At 34.6% G+C, this 15,977-nt stretch carries 17 protein-coding genes and 2 pseudogenes; 14 read left to right on the plus strand and 5 right to left on the minus strand.

From position 1 onward, the window contains the following. The first annotated feature begins 33 nt into the window (after window positions 1–33). The 3 genes from ACFE3K_RS00880 (at window position 34) to ACFE3K_RS00890 (ending at window position 2,897) form a co-directional block, all read left to right on the plus strand. Entirely contained in the window at window positions 34–1,074 is a 1,041-nt protein-coding gene (locus tag ACFE3K_RS00880) for a rod shape-determining protein (protein ID WP_375358994.1), read from the plus strand. A 3-nt stretch (window positions 1,075–1,077) separates the two neighbouring features. After that, window positions 1,078–1,914, plus strand: a complete 837-nt coding sequence (gene mreC, locus ACFE3K_RS00885) for a rod shape-determining protein MreC (protein WP_375358995.1) — start codon at window positions 1,078–1,080, stop codon at window positions 1,912–1,914. A gap of 176 nt (window positions 1,915–2,090) precedes the next feature. Continuing rightward, window positions 2,091–2,897, plus strand: a complete 807-nt coding sequence (locus ACFE3K_RS00890) for a palindromic element RPE1 domain-containing protein (protein WP_375358996.1) — start codon at window positions 2,091–2,093, stop codon at window positions 2,895–2,897. Between the two features lie 25 nt (window positions 2,898–2,922). Here ACFE3K_RS00890 and ACFE3K_RS00895 read toward each other — a convergent pair. Both ACFE3K_RS00895 and ACFE3K_RS00900 read right to left on the minus strand, forming a co-directional pair. After that, window positions 2,923–3,366 (minus strand): annotated as a pseudogene (locus ACFE3K_RS00895) (IS630 family transposase); the annotation flags it as partial. 110 nt (window positions 3,367–3,476) lie between these two features. After that, window positions 3,477–3,926 (minus strand): helix-turn-helix domain-containing protein, encoded by a 450-nt coding sequence (locus tag ACFE3K_RS00900; protein WP_375358606.1) that lies wholly within the window; start codon window positions 3,924–3,926, stop codon window positions 3,477–3,479. Between the two features lie 330 nt (window positions 3,927–4,256). Here ACFE3K_RS00900 and nuoF point away from each other — a divergent pair, with 330 nt between their 5' ends. Together nuoF and ACFE3K_RS00910 are read left to right on the plus strand one after the other, a co-directional pair. After that, window positions 4,257–5,522 (plus strand): NADH-quinone oxidoreductase subunit NuoF, encoded by a 1,266-nt coding sequence (gene nuoF / locus ACFE3K_RS00905; RefSeq protein ID WP_375358998.1) that lies wholly within the window; start codon window positions 4,257–4,259, stop codon window positions 5,520–5,522. Window positions 5,523–5,890: 368 nt separating this feature from the next. Beyond that, window positions 5,891–6,337, plus strand: coding sequence for a helix-turn-helix domain-containing protein (locus ACFE3K_RS00910; RefSeq protein ID WP_375358999.1), 447 nt, complete (start codon window positions 5,891–5,893; stop codon window positions 6,335–6,337). On the opposite strand, the pseudogene ACFE3K_RS00915 reads toward ACFE3K_RS00910, so the two are convergent. After that, a pseudogene (locus tag ACFE3K_RS00915) lies at window positions 6,334–6,642 on the minus strand (transposase); the annotation flags it as partial. The gene ACFE3K_RS00910 and the pseudogene ACFE3K_RS00915 sit on opposite strands and share 4 nt — an antisense overlap. 254 nt (window positions 6,643–6,896) lie before the next feature. Here ACFE3K_RS00915 and ACFE3K_RS00920 point away from each other — a divergent pair. From ACFE3K_RS00920 to ACFE3K_RS00950, 7 genes are all read left to right on the plus strand, one after another. Then, window positions 6,897–7,943: a hypothetical protein gene (locus ACFE3K_RS00920; RefSeq protein ID WP_375359000.1), complete on the plus strand. Its 1,047-nt coding sequence runs from the start codon at window positions 6,897–6,899 to the stop codon at window positions 7,941–7,943. Window positions 7,944–7,974: 31 nt separating this feature from the next. Then, window positions 7,975–8,475, plus strand: coding sequence for a helix-turn-helix domain-containing protein (locus tag ACFE3K_RS00925; RefSeq protein ID WP_375358453.1), 501 nt, complete (start codon window positions 7,975–7,977; stop codon window positions 8,473–8,475). Next, entirely contained in the window at window positions 8,469–9,029 is a 561-nt protein-coding gene (locus ACFE3K_RS00930) for an IS630 family transposase (RefSeq protein ID WP_375358342.1), read from the plus strand. Before ACFE3K_RS00925 ends, ACFE3K_RS00930 begins: the two co-directional genes overlap by 7 nt. Beyond that, window positions 9,023–9,772: a hypothetical protein gene (locus tag ACFE3K_RS00935; RefSeq protein ID WP_375359001.1), complete on the plus strand. Its 750-nt coding sequence runs from the start codon at window positions 9,023–9,025 to the stop codon at window positions 9,770–9,772. Before ACFE3K_RS00930 ends, ACFE3K_RS00935 begins: the two co-directional genes overlap by 7 nt. 879 nt (window positions 9,773–10,651) lie before the next feature. Then, window positions 10,652–12,004, plus strand: a complete 1,353-nt coding sequence (gene rho / locus ACFE3K_RS00940; RefSeq protein ID WP_375359002.1) for a transcription termination factor Rho — start codon at window positions 10,652–10,654, stop codon at window positions 12,002–12,004. Window positions 12,005–12,024: 20 nt separating this feature from the next. Further along, window positions 12,025–12,972, plus strand: a complete 948-nt coding sequence (gene mdh / locus ACFE3K_RS00945; protein ID WP_375359003.1) for a malate dehydrogenase — start codon at window positions 12,025–12,027, stop codon at window positions 12,970–12,972. Between the two features lie 22 nt (window positions 12,973–12,994). Next, window positions 12,995–13,747 (plus strand): YaaA family protein, encoded by a 753-nt coding sequence (locus tag ACFE3K_RS00950; protein ID WP_375359004.1) that lies wholly within the window; start codon window positions 12,995–12,997, stop codon window positions 13,745–13,747. A gap of 421 nt (window positions 13,748–14,168) precedes the next feature. Here the strand turns inward: ACFE3K_RS00950 and ACFE3K_RS00955 are convergent, their stop codons facing one another. Then, window positions 14,169–14,411: a DDE-type integrase/transposase/recombinase gene (locus ACFE3K_RS00955; RefSeq protein WP_375359536.1), complete on the minus strand. Its 243-nt coding sequence runs from the start codon at window positions 14,409–14,411 to the stop codon at window positions 14,169–14,171. Window positions 14,412–14,591: 180 nt separating this feature from the next. Here ACFE3K_RS00955 and ACFE3K_RS00960 point away from each other — a divergent pair, with 180 nt between their 5' ends. Both ACFE3K_RS00960 and ACFE3K_RS00965 read left to right on the plus strand, forming a co-directional pair. After that, window positions 14,592–15,041, plus strand: a complete 450-nt coding sequence (locus ACFE3K_RS00960; protein WP_375358519.1) for a helix-turn-helix domain-containing protein — start codon at window positions 14,592–14,594, stop codon at window positions 15,039–15,041. After that, window positions 15,035–15,619, plus strand: a complete 585-nt coding sequence (locus ACFE3K_RS00965; RefSeq protein ID WP_375359005.1) for an IS630 family transposase — start codon at window positions 15,035–15,037, stop codon at window positions 15,617–15,619. Before ACFE3K_RS00960 ends, ACFE3K_RS00965 begins: the two co-directional genes overlap by 7 nt. On the opposite strand, the gene ACFE3K_RS00970 is transcribed toward ACFE3K_RS00965, so the two are convergent. Next, complete coding sequence (locus ACFE3K_RS00970) at window positions 15,602–15,976, minus strand: DNA cytosine methyltransferase (RefSeq protein ID WP_375359006.1); 375 nt, start codon at window positions 15,974–15,976, stop codon at window positions 15,602–15,604. The two genes, ACFE3K_RS00965 and ACFE3K_RS00970, sit on opposite strands and share 18 nt — an antisense overlap. Window position 15,977 lies beyond the last annotated feature (1 nt).

Here is a 15,977-nt window from a genome sequence, read left to right on the forward strand (position 1 = left end):
GCGTTAAAATGATTTGATTTTGGAGAAATAAAAATGCTAACAAACTTTTTCAGGAAATTTGTATGTGATATGGCCATAGATCTTGGTACGGCTAATACTTTAGTGTATGTCAAATGCAAAGGAATCGTACTTAACGAACCTTCTGTAGTTGCATTGATTAAAGTGGACGGAGCATTTAAGCCATACGCATTTGGTCAGGAAGCAAAAAATATGTTAGGACGTACCCCAACAGACATTGAAGCAAAAAGACCACTAAAAGATGGTGTTATAGCCGACTTTAAGGGAGCTGAAGAAATGATAAAATATTTCATCAGAACAGTACATAATCGTAGATCATTTACTGGTCCAATGATTATAATTTGTGTACCCTCAGGTTCTACACCAGTTGAGCGTAGGGCTATTCAAGAAGCAGCAGAGAGTGCAGGAGGTAGAGATGTATACCTTATAGAAGAACCTATGGCAGCAGCAATTGGTGCCGGCTTACCAGTAACAGAAGCAACTGGTTCAATGATTGTTGATGTAGGTGGAGGGACAACAGAAGTAGCCGTCCTATCATTAGGTGGTATTGTGTATGCTAGATCAGTACGGGTAGGTGGCGATAAAATGGATGAGTCTATTATTTCTTATATTAGAAGGCATTATAATTTACTAATCGGCGAAGCTACAGCAGAAAAAATCAAAAAGCAGATTGGAGCTGCTTACGTAGATGATAGTTTAGAACCAAGAGTAATGGAAATTAGAGGACGAGATTTAATCCATGGTATCCCTAAAGAAATGCTACTAAACGAAAGACAAATTGCTGACAGTCTAATTGAACCAATTAGTCAAATTGTAGAAGCAGTAAAAGTGGCGTTGGAATGCACTCCTCCAGAGCTTTCATCCGATATTGTAGATACAGGAATTGTTATGACTGGTGGTGGGGCATTACTTCGAAACTTAGATCATGTCCTAAAAGAAGCAACTAAACTGCCGGTAATTATTGCTGATCAAGCACTATCATGCGTAGCTCTTGGTACGGGAAAAGTACTAGAAGATTTTCAAAAATTTAAGCATGTATTATTTAAACAAGATTAACCAATGGCATTACTTGCAAACAGAATAAAACGTTCTAGTAAAATGGTAGAGTTTGCTAGATTTATACTTGTTACTTTGAGACGTGTTTTCGTTTTATTTTTTGTTATCGCCTCACTTTACTTATTTCTTGCTGCTCCAAAAAGATTTTCTTCCATTTCTCTTGAAGTCGTTGGACATGTTATTTTTGGTGGATTGCTAATTCATGAAAACATATTTAAGCAAATTAATTTAATAACCCAAAATTTTATTTATTTACGAGACTTAGCAAGAGAAAATATCGAACTACAATTAGAAGTGGCAAGACTAAGAAAGTTACAGAGTAATATATATTTGATCCAATCTGAGAATAAAGAACTAAAAAAACTACTATTAGTTGTAGAAGAAGAACAATATCACTATGTCAGTGCTAAATTACTAAGTGTTTCATTAAACCCCTTCAGTAAAACTGCTTTAGTGTCAGCTGGAGTAAGACATGGTGTGGAAGTTGATCAGATAGTTACCAACAGTGAAGGATTAGTTGGGCGAGTAATACAAGTAAGCAACAATTACTCTAAAATAATTTTAGTTAATGACGTAAACTCTCGAATTCCGATCACTACCGTATCTTCAAAAGAGAAAGGTATCATGAGTGGTTATGGTAATGGTAGCAAAATACTCTATTTACCAAAAACTCATCTTGTCCAAAAAGGCGAAAAAGTTATAACATCTGGTTATGGTAATATTTACCCTTACGGCATAACGGTAGGTTACGTAAAAAAAGCACATGCAGAAAAGGTTCTTGTAAAGCCTGTAGTTGACTTATCAAAAACTGAGTTTGTCAGTATATTGCTTCCTCAATGAATCTAATAATTGGCTTTTATACTGCTATGATTTCAAGAGTTGATAGACCGAAGAGGTCAATTTCAAGAAGAGCTATGCAGTAGCAAAGTCGAGCAGCTAGGCGTACATGAGTAACGGAGCAGCTGAAATCTTTAGACACAACGACCTTAATTCTTGAAGTTCTACCTGAGTATATTATGTTTGGACAAAATCCTAAAAGACCAGCAATATTTAATGATGGAACTAATCTAGAAATCAAAAGTATTTTTAAGACTATTCAGGGAGAAGGGCCTTTTATAGGTATGCCTGCTATTTTTATTAGGCTTGGCGGATGCAATCTTGCTTGTAATTTCTGCGATACCGACTTTGAAGATTTTAATATATTAACTATTAACAATATTATCGAAGAAGTTGAAAAACTGGCAATTAATAGACCTCTTGTAGAATTCGCTTCTGCTAGGGAATTTGCAGGAGTCATGGAATCTCAATCCCCAGCGTATTTAGATCTACGTGAGGGTCAGAGTACCGGTAGCACGCACAAATTACCAGCAAAAGTAGAATTATGCAAGATATCTAATATCAAATTAGTGGTTATAACTGGTGGTGAGCCTTTTCGTCAACCTATAGAATTATTGTGCTACAAATTATTAGATTTGGATTATATAGTGCAAATTGAAACTAATGGCACATTATATCGTGATCTTCCAGATAAAGTTCATATAGTTTGCTCACCAAAAGCTAGGAAAAATGGTTATGCACTATTGAGAGATGACTTGTTATCTCATATTAATGCCCTAAAATTTTTGGTGGCTAAAAATATACCCAAATACTCTAACATACCAGAAGTAGGACAAAGCAAGTATAATATACCAGTATTTATTCAACCTATGGATCAAAATAATCTGTTGCTAAATAAAGAAAATGAACGGTTAGCTATTGATTTGACCATTAAGTATGGTCATCGCCTTTCCTTACAAACTCATAAGATTTTGGGTATTGAGTGATTATATATTATACCAATTGCAATAATTAACACGGTGTATTTATCCAATCTCTATACATAATTGATTTTACTAAATCTACATTATGAGCAAGTTGATTCCAAGCGTAACAAGCCATAGTAACGATATCTTCATATACACCATAACATTGGTTAGACAAGAAATGATTTTTAATCCATTCCCAAACTTGTTCCATTGCATTAAGTTCCGGTGCATAGGGCGGAAGCGGTATCAAAGTGATATTGCTTGGCACAGTTAGTTTTTTGGCTGTGTGCCAACCTGCATTATCCGTTAGTAAAGCTATATGTCGGTTGCCTTGAATACTGCGAGAAAGCTCTTCTAAGAATTTATTCATTGCCTGTGTGTTTGCATATGGTAAAATTAATGCACAAGCTTCTCCTGTCTCATGGCAAGCAGCTCCGTAAATATATGTTGAAATAAATTGCTGTTGCCGAACTTTACGGGGTCTAGTGCCACGCTTAGCTCATATACGAGTTAAGCTACCTTGTTGCCCAACTCTAGTTTCATCCTGAGACCATATATCAACTTTACATCTATCGATATTTTTTGGTAATAATTTTGTTAACATGTCTGGAAAGTTTTTTTATATCTATTTTGAGTCTCTTGATTTGATTTTGGATGCATTGAACGAGAAGTAATCCAGCTAAAACCAAGGCGGTGCATAGTATTGTAGACTGTTTTTAAAGCACATTTAGCACCATATTCCTCAACTAACATGATATGTAGCTCTTTTCCAGTTATATACCCACCAGTTTTACTTTCACTGAGCGTATTGATTTTATCAAAAATAGCAGACTCTTGTATACTGTTAATCTTCCTAGGGGCACCGCTTCTTTGTGATTCAAATAATCCTTCAAAACCATGATGCCTAAATCTTCTGAGCGATGATTGCACAGTTTTCCAGTGTGACTTCACTATTTCAGATATGGCTTTAAAAGATTTGCCTAATTGAAGGTGATACATCGCCAATAAACGTATACGATTTCGACCATGCGGCTCATGTTTCATCATTTTTATAAAATCATGACCTTCAAAACCTTGCGGTAATATTAACCTAGCTATTTGAGTACCTATTTATCAGTTAAAAACCCATTTTATAACACCGTGTTCATTATTGCAATTAGTATTAATCATAAAATGAGAAGACATATAATCCCTATTACATAAAGAATCTCTATTGAATTGATGATTCTGGCAAGCATTTTAATATAGAACAAATGTACTTAACGCATTTCAGAGTTGGTGTTGTTGTATTTTTGTGCAAAACCCTGCTAATATTTATTCTTCACAATTGTTTGCCTTCAGCTATAATAGCATATGTAGATATTCTAAGAGTTAATTATGTTACAAATTAGCGATAAAATTTTTTCTAATCTTAGTGGGCAGGAAAAATATGATATAATAAGTAGTAAGCAACGTGGAGATTGGGATAATACAAAAGATTTTATTATTAAAGGTAGAGAATGGATAATTGAGGAAGTAAAAAAATCAGGTTTGCGGGGACGGGGTGGTGCTGGATTTTCGACTGGCACCAAATGGTCGTTCATGCCTAAAGATCACCCGAAACCTAGCTATCTAGTGGTTAATGCTGATGAATCAGAACCTGGTACGTGCAAGGATCGTGAGATTTTAAGGTATGAGCCACATAAATTAATTGAAGGCTGTTTGCTTGCCAGTTTTGCTATTAACGCACATACTTGCTATGTATATATTCGTGGTGAATTTTATAATGAATCATCCAATGTGCAGCGTGCTATAGATGAGGCTTATGATGCCGGTTTTATAGGCAGTAATGCTTGTGGTACAGGGTATCATCTTGACATTCATTTGCATAGAGGGGCTGGGGCGTATATTTGCGGTGAGGAAACAGCTCTGCTCGAAAGCTTAGAGGGCAACAAGGGCTTCCCTAGATTAAAGCCACCATTCCCAGCTAATTTCGGCTTATATGGTTGTCCAACAACTATTAATAATGTTGAATCAATTGCCGTTGTGCCTACTATACTCCGGCGTGGAGCTGATTGGTTTGCTGGAATCGGTAAGCCTAATAATACCGGAACAAAGATTTTCTGTATTTCTGGCCATGTAAATAAGCCATGTAATGTTGAAGAAGCCATGGGCGTACCTTTAAAGGAGTTGATTGAGAGATATGCCGGGGGTGTACGGGGTGGATGGAGTAATCTGAAAGCTATTATCCCAGGTGGTTCATCAGTACCGTTGCTACCAAAGTCATTATGTCATGATGTTGCAATGGATTTTGATAGTTTAAGGTCAGCTGGTTCAGCACTCGGGACTGGTGGAGTCATTGTTATGGATAATTCTACGGATATTATTTACGCTATTGCTAGGCTTAGTAAATTCTACATGCATGAGTCTTGCGGTCAGTGTAGCCCCTGTCGAGAAGGTACAGGTTGGATGTGGCGAGTTATGATGCGACTGGTACGCGGTCAGGCAAAAATAGATGAAATAGATCAGTTACTGGACGTTACAAAAATGATCGAAGGTCGTACTATTTGTGCCCTTGGAGATGCTGCTGCTTGGCCTATTCAAGGGTTAATTCGTCATTTCCGTCATGAGATTGAAGAAAGGTTAGCCAAGCAAGGGGTTTAGTTTAGATTGCTCTGTTACTGTTAGCAAATTAGTATCATATAAATGAAGAAAATAATAAGTCTGAATATAAGTAGAAAATCTCAATTTATTATTGCATTTGCTATAATGGGGTTATTATTGCTTATACCATACTGTAGTCGTTCATCTTGTATTACTTACATGTTACCATCAGAATATTTAAATAATGGAAATTTAGCATATTTCCAATTTAATAATCATAATAAACTACAAGAATTACTTCCTAAAAATATTATACCAATTGCAATAATGAACACGGTGTTAAAAAATGGGTTTTTAACTGATAAATAGGTACTCAAATAGCTAGGTTAATATTACCGCAAGGTTTTGAAGGTCATGATTTTATAAAAATGATGACACATGAGCCGCATGGTCGAAATCGTATACGTTTATTGGCGATGTATCACCTTCAATTAGGCAAATCTTTTAAAGCCATATCTGAAATAGTGAAGTCACACTGGAAAACTGTGCAATCATGGCTCAGAAGATTTAGGCATCATGGTTTTGAAGGATTATTTGAATCACAAAGAAGCGGTGCCCCTAGGAAGATTAACAGTATACAAGAGTCTGCTATTTTTGATAAAATCAATACGCTCAGTGAAAGTAAAACTGGTGGGTATATAACTGGAAAGGAGCTACATATCATGTTAGTTGAGGAATATGGTGCTAAATGTGCTTTAAAAACAGTCTACAATACTATGCACCGCCTTGGTTTTAGCTGGATTACTTCTCGTTCAATGCATCCAAAATCAAATCAAGAGACTCAAAATAGATATAATACCAATTGCAATAATTAACACGGTGTATTTATCCAATCTCTATACATAATTGATTTTACTAAATCTACATTATGAGCAAGTTGATTCCAAGCGTAACAAGCCATAGTAACGATATCTTCATATACACCATAACATTGGTTAGACAAGAAATGATTTTTAATCCATTCCCAAACTTGTTCCATTGCATTAAGTTCCGGTGCATAGGGCGGAAGCGGTATCAAAGTGATATTGCTTGGCACAGTTAGTTTTTTGGCTGTGTGCCAACCTGCATTATCCGTTAGTAAAGCTATATGTCGGTTGCCTTGAATACTGCGAGAAAGCTCTTCTAAGAATTTATACTAATTGCAATAATTAACACCGTGTTAATTATTGCAATTGGTATGATAGCCATTTAGCAGATAAAAAAGATGATATTATTAGAGTTAACACTAAAAACGAGATTGAAAATATAAATAAATTAATAAGAAGGGCATACACATATAAACTTAAATTTCTAAAACAACCAACTCCACAATTATCAAAAGAATTTATAGCTAATGGAGTACTCATTGGTACTAACGAATCATTTATGAGTGTAATGACTGGATTAGCAACAGAAAGTTTTTACTGTAATTTATCTGATAAAAAGACAGAAGAACTTCTTGATAATTTTAGTTTAAATATAGAACGTTCTAAAAGCCTTATGAACGACAATGACAAGGCAAAAGCAGATAGGCAATTTGCAAACTTAGAAGCTAGTTTAAAGGGATTTGTATTAAATGATATTAAAAGTAACAATGATCAGGATAAGATCGCTCTTGAAGCTGTTAAAAAAGTAATATTAGAGTTAAAAGGTCAAGCAATTCCTAAATCAGATTATGCCAGTACAGTAATTAACAAAACTATGGAAAGTTTACAAGCAGATACAAGACATTTTAGTACCGAGCAACTTAATATTTTTAATAAAACTATTAGCCAAGGAAATAAAACTGTTAAATTTGCTAAAGAATTCACAAAACTTAATAAGACAGAACGTACAGTTCTTTCTAATGCAGTTAATGAATCTGCTAATTCTTTTATAAAAGAGTTAGTAGATAGTAGGAATAATGGGTTAAGTCTAGAGTTTGTTAATTATAGAGAAAATGAAACTAAAAAACTTTTATTGACTCTTAGTATAAAGATACAAGATACTGGTTCTACGGAAGAAAAAAAGAGCAGACAAGAGGCTTTTTGTAAACAGCTTCTACCTTATGTCCATATACCCAGTGAATTAGCAACTGAGTTATTTGAAGAGTGGAAACTAACAGAGCTACATAGCTTAATTGGCAAGGAAGCTCAGAAATTTTTTAGTGTAGATAATGCTCCAAAAAATTCTTCGTTTCTAACCTTAGATGCAACAAAAATTACAGAAGAAAATATCAAACGATTTGCCGATTCTATTAATCCAATTATTAAAGATAAAGATGCAGAATTAGTCTCAAAACCAATCCTTACAGAATCTATTAACAGAATTCAAAATAAAACAGATATAAAGATTACAGAACAACAAAATAATAAAATCTCGGAACAATTATCTCCGACTTTAATAGAACTTGGTTCTGAGCAATTAATAATACCAATTGCAATAATTAACGCAGTGGTCTAAGATGGGTTTTTAACTGATAAAAGGTACTCAAATGGCTAGGTTAATATTACCACAAGGTTTTCATGGTCATGATTTTATAAAAATGATGAAACATGAGCCGCATGGTCGAAATCGTATACGTTTATTGGCGATGTATCACCTTCAATTAGGCAAATCTTTTAAAGCCATATCTGAAATAGTGAAGTCACACTGGAAAACCGTGCAATCATGGCTCAGAAGATTTAGGAATCATGGTTTTGAAGGATTATTTGAATCACAAAGAAGCGGTGCCCCTAGGAAGATTAACACTATACAAGAATCTGCTCTTTTTGATAAAATCAATACGCTCAGTAAAAGTAAAACTGGTGGGTATATAACTGGAAAAGAGCTACATATCATGTTACTTGAGGAATATGGTGCTAAATGTGCTTTAAAAACAGTCTACAATACTATGCACCGCCTTGGTTTTAGCTGGATTACTTCTCGTTCAATGCATCCAAAGTCAAATCAAGAGACTCAAAATAGATATAAAAAAACTTTCCAGACATGTTAACAAAATTATTAGCAAAAAATATCGATAGATGTAAAGTTGATATATGGTCTCAGGATGAAACTAGAGTTGGGCAACAAGGTAGCTTAACTCGTATATGGGCTAAGCGTGGCACTAGACCCCGTAAAGTTCGGCAACAGCAATTTATTTCAACATATATTTACGGAGCTGCTTGCCATGAGACAGGAGAAGCTTGTGCATTAATTTTACCATATGCAAACACACAGGCAATGAATAAATTCTTAGAAGAGCTTTCTCGCAGTATTCAAGGCAACCGACATATAGCTTTACTAACGGATAATGCAGGTTGGCACACAGCCAAAAAACTAACTGTGCCAAGCAATATCACTTTGATACCGCTTCCGCCCTATGCACCGGAACTTAATGCAATGGAACAAGTTTGGGAATGGATTAAAAATCATTTCTTGTCTAACCAATGTTATGGTGTATATGAAGATATCGTTACTATGGCTTGTTACGCTTGGAATCAACTTGCTCATAATGTAGATTTAGTAAAATCAATTATGTATAGAGATTGGATAAATACACCGTGTTAATTATTGCAATTGGTATAAATCATAAAGACGAGATAATATCTGACATAACAAATAAAATTGCATCAGATAAATCTTGCTATTCTTCTGTGATTAAAAAATTACCTATTTCTACAAATAATTTACAGGATATTGCTACACATCTTACAGACAAATATAGCAATCAAACTGCACCAACCATGTCAACTTCAGTGTCCACACCACCACCTCCTCTTACTCAACATTCTAGCATAGAAACAAAACAAATACCCGAACCTAGTAGTTCTGATTTTGTGGTATCAACACCAACAGAAGCTAAGTTAGAAAATATAGAAGCACACAGGTTAAATGAGTTAACTACGGACCAACTAGATAACAGAGTCTTGGTGGATAAGTTACAGAGCAATTCGATAGCACAGATGGACAAACCTAGATATCAAGAGCTAGCTGAAGATGCTACTGACCTGCCCAACCCAAAGGTAGAAGAAGTGCATGCTAGGCAAGATACCATAAATACTTCAATGATAGCAATAAAATCAGAGCAAGAAATACCTACAAAAGCCCCAATAGTTCAGGAAACTCAAACGCCGCAAAATAATCCAAGCATGTCTAGGATTATTAGTAATAATGTTAAAATAGAAATTCAACAAGTAAAAAAAACGTTAAGGCATGTAGAAACAATTAAAAGAGAACTAGCAACACCTACTAAACCTACTAAACCTGCTCTTAAAGCAGTAAATAAAGGAAGGTTATGGCAAATTGACTGACTTTGTTGCATGGGTCACTCATAGTACCCTACATTTTTTATATAACCACTATTAAAATAGTTGTTGATCGTCTATTAGCGAGGAGTCACTGAAAGCGGCGACGCGGCAATCTAAGATACGTGAAGCGTTACTCTAAAAAAACAGCTTCGCTGTTTACCTAGATCGCCACGGCATCTAAAGAGCCTTGCTATGAGGATTATAGAAAAATGTAGGGTACTATGGTGCTTTAGACACGACGACCTTAATTTTTGAAGTTGACCGAGTATATACACATGTGCATCAACTATTGGTTATACTTTTAAATTATCCTACCATGTGTAATTTGTTTGACAACCGCAAAATAATTTGATAAATATAAATAATTAAGTTAGTATTAATACCAATTCCCAAATTAAGTTAGTTACTCGGAAATACGAATGCTCTCTAGGTCCACATAGTCTAACTGAGCTGTCAAAATTTTGTGATGCTAATTTCAATAAATTTCTTGCAGAGTTCACTTATGTGCAAGGATTTAAGGAAGCCACGAAATCTCGACTTGCAGCACACTCAAATTCCGTTACAGATTCGAGCCTAGGCACTATGAATAAATTACCAACAAAAGTAGAATTATGCAAGAAGTCTAATCATTCGAGTAGTAGTCTAACCTTAATCTTTAAGTAACTTGACTTTCGTAGGTTTCGTGATTCTCCCAGTTTTTAAAGCAATAGACCTATTTCAAAACTAGCGATGAAAGGAATTTTTACTAAAAAATTAATCAAAAAATCGTAAATAGTACTGGTGTACATGAGAATTCCTTCGATTAATTCTAACAACAAAATGACTTAGAAAGAATAAAGTTTCTAGAAAAGTTTGATCTTAACTAATCTAAAAAAAATAGGTATGACCCAAAATACAGTTACTAACAATAAGGAATCACCTGATATGTATTATTATAATAATACTAAGTATGATAATCCTAATAAAGATGGTATTGTTATCATCAATCTTAAACAATTAAAACGTAAGTCACCTGAAGAATTACAAATACAAGCAGAAAATCTTAATATTGAAAATTCTAGTGCTTTGCTAAAACAAGAGCTAGTCTTTGCTATACTCAAGAAATCTGTTGAGCAGGGTGATTTGATTTCAGGAGAAGGCGTACTTGAAATTTTACCTGATGGGTTTGGCTTCCTTAGATCTCTAGAAGTAAATTACTTAGCCGGTCCTGATGATATTTATATTTCCCCAAGTCAGATTCGTCGTTTTGGACTACGTACAGGGGACACGGTAGAAGGGCAAATTAGAGCTCCAAAACCAGGAGAACGTTATTTTGCCTTGTTAAAAGTAAACAAAGTTAATTTTGAAGACACTTCTAAGGCATATCATAGAGTACATTTCGATAATTTAACACCACTTTATCCTGAAGAAAAATTATCCCTAGAGCTAGAAGATAATAGTAAGGATTTTAGTACAAGAATAATTGAATTGGTTGCTCCTATGGGTAAAGGACAACGTGCGTTGATTGTTGCTCCACCAAGAACGGGAAAAACTGTTCTATTGCAAAATATAGCTCATGCTATTACCACCAATAACCCCGAAGTATTTTTAATTGTTTTGTTAATTGATGAACGCCCAGAAGAAGTTACTGATATGCAACGTTCAGTGCGTGGTGAAGTAGTTAGCTCAACTTTTGATGAACCCGCTATTAGACACGTTCAGCTTGCTGAAATGGTTATTGAGAAAGCTAAAAGGTTGGTCGAGCATAAAAGAGATGTAGTAATATTGGTTGACGCAATAACAAGACTTGCAAGAGCTTATAACACTGTTGTACCCTCGTCTGGTAAGGTTCTTACTGGGGGAGTTGATGCAAATGCTCTGCAACGTCCAAAAAGATTCTTTGGAGCGGCAAGAAATATTGAGAGTGGTGGTTCATTGACTATAATAGGAACTGCTTTAATTGAAACCGGTTCTCGTATGGACGAGGTAATCTTTGAAGAATTTAAAGGTACTGGTAATTCTGAAATAGTCCTCGATCGTAAAATAGCTGATAAGCGCGTTTACCCTGCGATTGATATTACTAAATCTGGTACACGTAAAGAGGAGCTATTGGTTGATAAAGCCATTTTAACCAAAATGTGGGTTCTTCGTAGAATCATTAACCCAATGGGAACTATCGATGCAGCAGAATTTTTAATTGATAAACTTAAAAACACTAAAACTAATACAGAATTTTTTGATTCAATGAATTCATAAAATGCTTTTCAGGAGGAAGTATGGCTAAAAGAACAAAAATTGCTTTAATTGGTGGGGGAAAGATTGGCGGAACACTTGCACATTTGATCAGTCTGAGAGAACTTGCTGATATAGTTATGTTTGATTTATCTGAAGGTCCTTCGCAGGGTAAGACTTTAGATATATCACAAGCTGGAGCAATTACTGGATCAGATATAATTGCTAAAGGTACTAACAATTATAAAGACATAGAAGGTTCAGATGCTATAATTGTTACAGCTGGAGTACCACGTTCACCTGGAATAAGTCGTGATGATTTAATTAATGTTAATACTACTGTTATAAAAACTGTGGCTAGCAACATTAAGCAATATGCACCGAACGCTTTTGTCATTGTTATAACCAATCCACTTGACGCTATGGTTTACGTAATGTTAAAGGAAAGTGGACTAGCTAGCAATATGGTAGTTGGTATGGCTGGGGTACTTGACTCATCAAGATTTAATTTTTTCTTAGCCAATGAATTTAATGTTTCCGTAGAAAATATTAGTAGTTTTGTACTTGGAGGTCATGGTGACTCAATGGTTCCTTTGGTTAGATATTCGACAATTAACGGCATACCAGTTTTAGATTTAGTAGAAATGGGGTGGTCGACGAAAGAACGTATTAATGCGATAATAGATCGCACAAAAAATGGTGGTGGAGAAATTGTTTCACTACTTAAAAATGGTTCTGCCTATTACGCTCCAGCAACTTCTGCTATTGAAATGTTAGAGAGTTATCTAAAAGATAAACGTAAAATATTAAGTTGTGCTGCTTATCTTCAAGGAGAATATGGAGTAAAAGATATGTATGTCGGAGTGCCAGTTATTATTGGTAAAAATGGTGTAGAAAAAATAGTGGAAATAAAATTAAATGATGAAGAACAAACTCTATTTAATAAATCAGTAGATGGAGTTAGAAAATTAATTGAATCAGTTAAATTGTAAATTTCTTGTCTAGACTACAGATATGCTAAGTATAATTTCACCAGCTAAGACTCAAGATTTTATCTCGGAAATACCGGATTTACCATGTACGCAGCCGCATTTCCTTACTAAAATGCAGTATCTCTTACAGATATGTAAAAGCCTATCACAAAATCAGATCAGGCAATTAATGGGGATTAGTGATAAACTGGCTGAGCTTAATTATCATAGATTTCAAGATTTCGATAACCATCCTCAAAAGCAAGCGATATTTGCCTATGATGGGGATGTTTATGATAATATTGATAGACACAGTTTCTCTAAAGAGCAATGGGATTTCTTGCAAGGACACACGTTAATTATATCAGGTTTATATGGACCACTAAGAGTTTTAGATAAAATAAAACCCTATAGGCTAGCAATGTCAACAAAATTGCCAAATTTAGAAAAATTATCCAGTTTTTGGCAAATTGATATTACCAATTATCTAAATCAAATATTAGCAACTCACCAAAATAAATATCTAATCAACCTAGCCTCTAATGAATATTCCTCCACCATAAATCAAAATGATCTTAAATATCCAATAATTAATATATATTTTAAAGAAAAAAGAAATAATAAATTACAAATAATAGCTATAAACTCCAAAAAAGCTAGGGGCAGCATGCTTAACTTTATTGCAGAAAATCTTATAGACGTACCTGAAAAATTAAAACAGTTCTCTAAACAAAACTATTACTATAGTAAAACTGAGTCTTCCGATAAAGAGTGGGTATTTGTGAAAAATGAATAAGTTGTAATATTACAACTACATTTAAATTTAAAGATAATAACTTGGAATTATATATTAGTTATATTTAAATTCTTTACTATTCTGATTATTATTTATTAGTAGTTTATAAAATAGTAGTATCTATGCAATTTAACCGTAACAGAGCAATTATTGGTTTCCTTAAAGCCAATGAAGGTCGGAAATTTACTTCTAGGTTCTGTTGACAAAAATTATAGTTAGGCAAGAGGAATAAAAAGTTGCCATAGTAAGAAGAAATGGTAGTTTCTAGTTATCAAAAAAAGGAACTACCAATATGAAGTATTACATAGAAGAACAAGCATGGGAAGTAATTTCATCATTTTTATAAAATCATGACCTTCAAAACCTTGCGGTAATATTAACCTAGCTATTTGAGTACCTATTTATCAGTTAAAAACCCATTTTATAACACCGTGTTCATTATTGCAATTAGTATAACAATTACTCTTGGAGCTGGATAATGACCCAATAATTTTGATAAAAAACGAATAGCTGATTTTTTGTTACGACGCTTCTGCAGTAATACTTCTAATTCATGCCCCTCAGAGTCAACAGCTCTCCATAATATAAATACCTCGCCTTTAATCTTAATATTCATCTCATCTAAATGCCATGTATCAGTTGGTTTCCTCTCTCGCTTTCTGATAACATCTTGAAAATAAACCGCAAATTTATTGCACTAAAATCTTACTGTCTCATGACTTAAAATAATACTAATTGCAATAATGAACACGGTGTTATAAAATGGGTTTTTAACTGATAAATAGGTACTCAAATAGCTAGGTTAATATTACCGCAAGGTTTTGAAGGTCATGATTTTATAAAAATGATGAAACATGAGCCGCATGGTCGAAATCGTATACGTTTATTGGCGATGTATCACCTTCAATTAGGCAAATCTTTTAAAGCCATATCTGAAATAGTGAAGTCACACTGGAAAACTGTGCAATCATGGCTCAGAAGATTTAGGAATCATGGTTTTGAAGGATTATTTGAATCACAAAGAAGCGGTGCCCCTAGGAAGATTAACAGTATACAAGAGTCTGCTATTTTTGATAAAATCAATACGCTCAGTGAAAGTAAAACTGGTGGGTATATAACTGGAAAGGAGCTACATATCATGTTAGTTGAGGAATATGGTGCTAAATGTGCTTTAAAAACAGTCTACAATACTATGCACCGCCTTGGTTTTAGCTGGATTACTTCTCGTTCAATGCATCCAAAATCAAATCAAGAGACTCAAAATAGATATAAAAAAACTTTCCAGACATGTTAACAAAATTATTAGCAAAAAATATCGATAGATGTAAAGTTGATATATGGTCTCAGGATGAAACTAGAGTTGGGCAACAAGGTAGCTTAACTCGTATATGGGCTAAGCGTGGCACTAGACCCCGTAAAGTTCGGCAACAGCAATTTATTTCAACATATATTTACGGAGCTGCTTGCCATGAGACAGGAGAAGCTTGTGCATTAATTTTACCATATGCAAACACACAGGCAATGAATAAATTCTTAGAAGAGCTTTCTCGCAGTATTCAAGGCAACCGACATATAGCTTTACTAACGGATAATGCAGGTTGGCACACAGCCAAAAAACTAACTGTGCCAAGCAATATCACTTTGATACCGCTTCCGCCCTATGCACCGGAACTTAATGCAATGGAACAAGTTTGGGAATGGATTAAAAATCATTTCTTGTCTAACCAATGTTATGGTGTATATGAAGATATCGTTACTATGGCTTGTTACGCTTGGAATCAACTTGCTCATAATGTAGATTTAGTAAAATCAATTATGTATAGAGATTATCTATGGATAAATACACCGTGTTCATTATTGCAATTGGTATAATAATCCTTTTATATATTCATGAAATAATTGACCTCTTAAATCGTCAATTCCACGCCTAGCCCCAGCTTCTGACCATGATTGACATGGCGGCCCACCAATGATACCCGTTGCACCAAATGGAATATCTTCATTTGGAATATCCAAAATAGAACGCCCATCAAACTTTGATTCAGGAAAGTAGTTTTGATAAGAAGGAGCGATTGTTTTGTCATATTCGTTTGCCCAAATTGTCTTGAACCCAGCTTTTGCAAAACCAATATCCATACCACCTGCACCGGCAAATAAGGAAACAAGCGTACTGTCTAACGCAGATTCTTTTTGTTTCGGTGTTGTAACAGTAGCATCTTTTATTAACATT

The organism is Candidatus Tisiphia endosymbiont of Neophilaenus lineatus, assembly GCF_964264975.1.
Lineage (GTDB): Bacteria > Pseudomonadota > Alphaproteobacteria > Rickettsiales > Rickettsiaceae > Tisiphia.